Here is a 612-nt window from a genome sequence, read left to right as displayed (position 1 = left end):
CCCGTCGCCGGGCGGGCCCGCCAGGCGGTGCCCGTCAGGCGGGGCCTGCCCGGCGGGCCGCCGGGCGGGGGGCCGCCGGGCCCCGCTCACGGTGTGCGGAACCCCACCTGCTCGGGGCCGTCGGCTCTCGGCCGGTCGCGGACGAGGAACGGGTCGAGCAGCCCCGGGACGGCCTCGGCGCCGAACTCGAGCACCTCGTGCTCGTCGGCGTCGATGACGGAGTAGCGCCGGGCCCCGGCGGCCGTCGTGGCGGTGAGGGTCATGAGGCCGGCGCGGCGCTGGAACACCGACTGGCTCACCCGCCAGCCGATGATCCCCTGCCGCTGCAGGTACACCGTCGCTCGTCGCACGCTGCCCCGGCGTGCGACGAGGAAGTCGCCGTCGAACTCGTGGCCGAGCGACCGGTAGGCGTCGGCGGCCAGGAGGACCAGCGCCACGCAGCAGGCCCCCGCGAGCACCGTCAGCACGATGGTCCAGAAGTCGCGCACCGGTGCGGCCACGGCCAGCCAGACCACCACGGCCGCCAGCACCGCGTCGGCCGCGAGCGCCCAGCGCAGCCGCCGGGTCCGCGCCGACGCCGGATGCCGCCGCAGCCGGCCGCCGGGCCGGATG

Annotated in this window: 1 protein-coding gene; it reads right to left on the bottom strand. The window is 78.4% G+C overall.

The window, feature by feature from the left end; genetic code table 11:
- Nucleotides 1-86: 86 nt before the first annotated feature.
- Nucleotides 87-612 (bottom strand): PH domain-containing protein (locus DY240_RS22420; RefSeq protein ID WP_147375442.1); only part of this gene is annotated, 526 nt, incomplete at its 5' end.

This window comes from Jiangella rhizosphaerae (assembly GCF_003579925.1).
Lineage (GTDB): Bacteria > Actinomycetota > Actinomycetes > Jiangellales > Jiangellaceae > Jiangella > Jiangella rhizosphaerae.
Note: the sequence above shows the minus strand (reverse complement) of the source record. Positions and strands in the feature narration are given on the sequence as shown.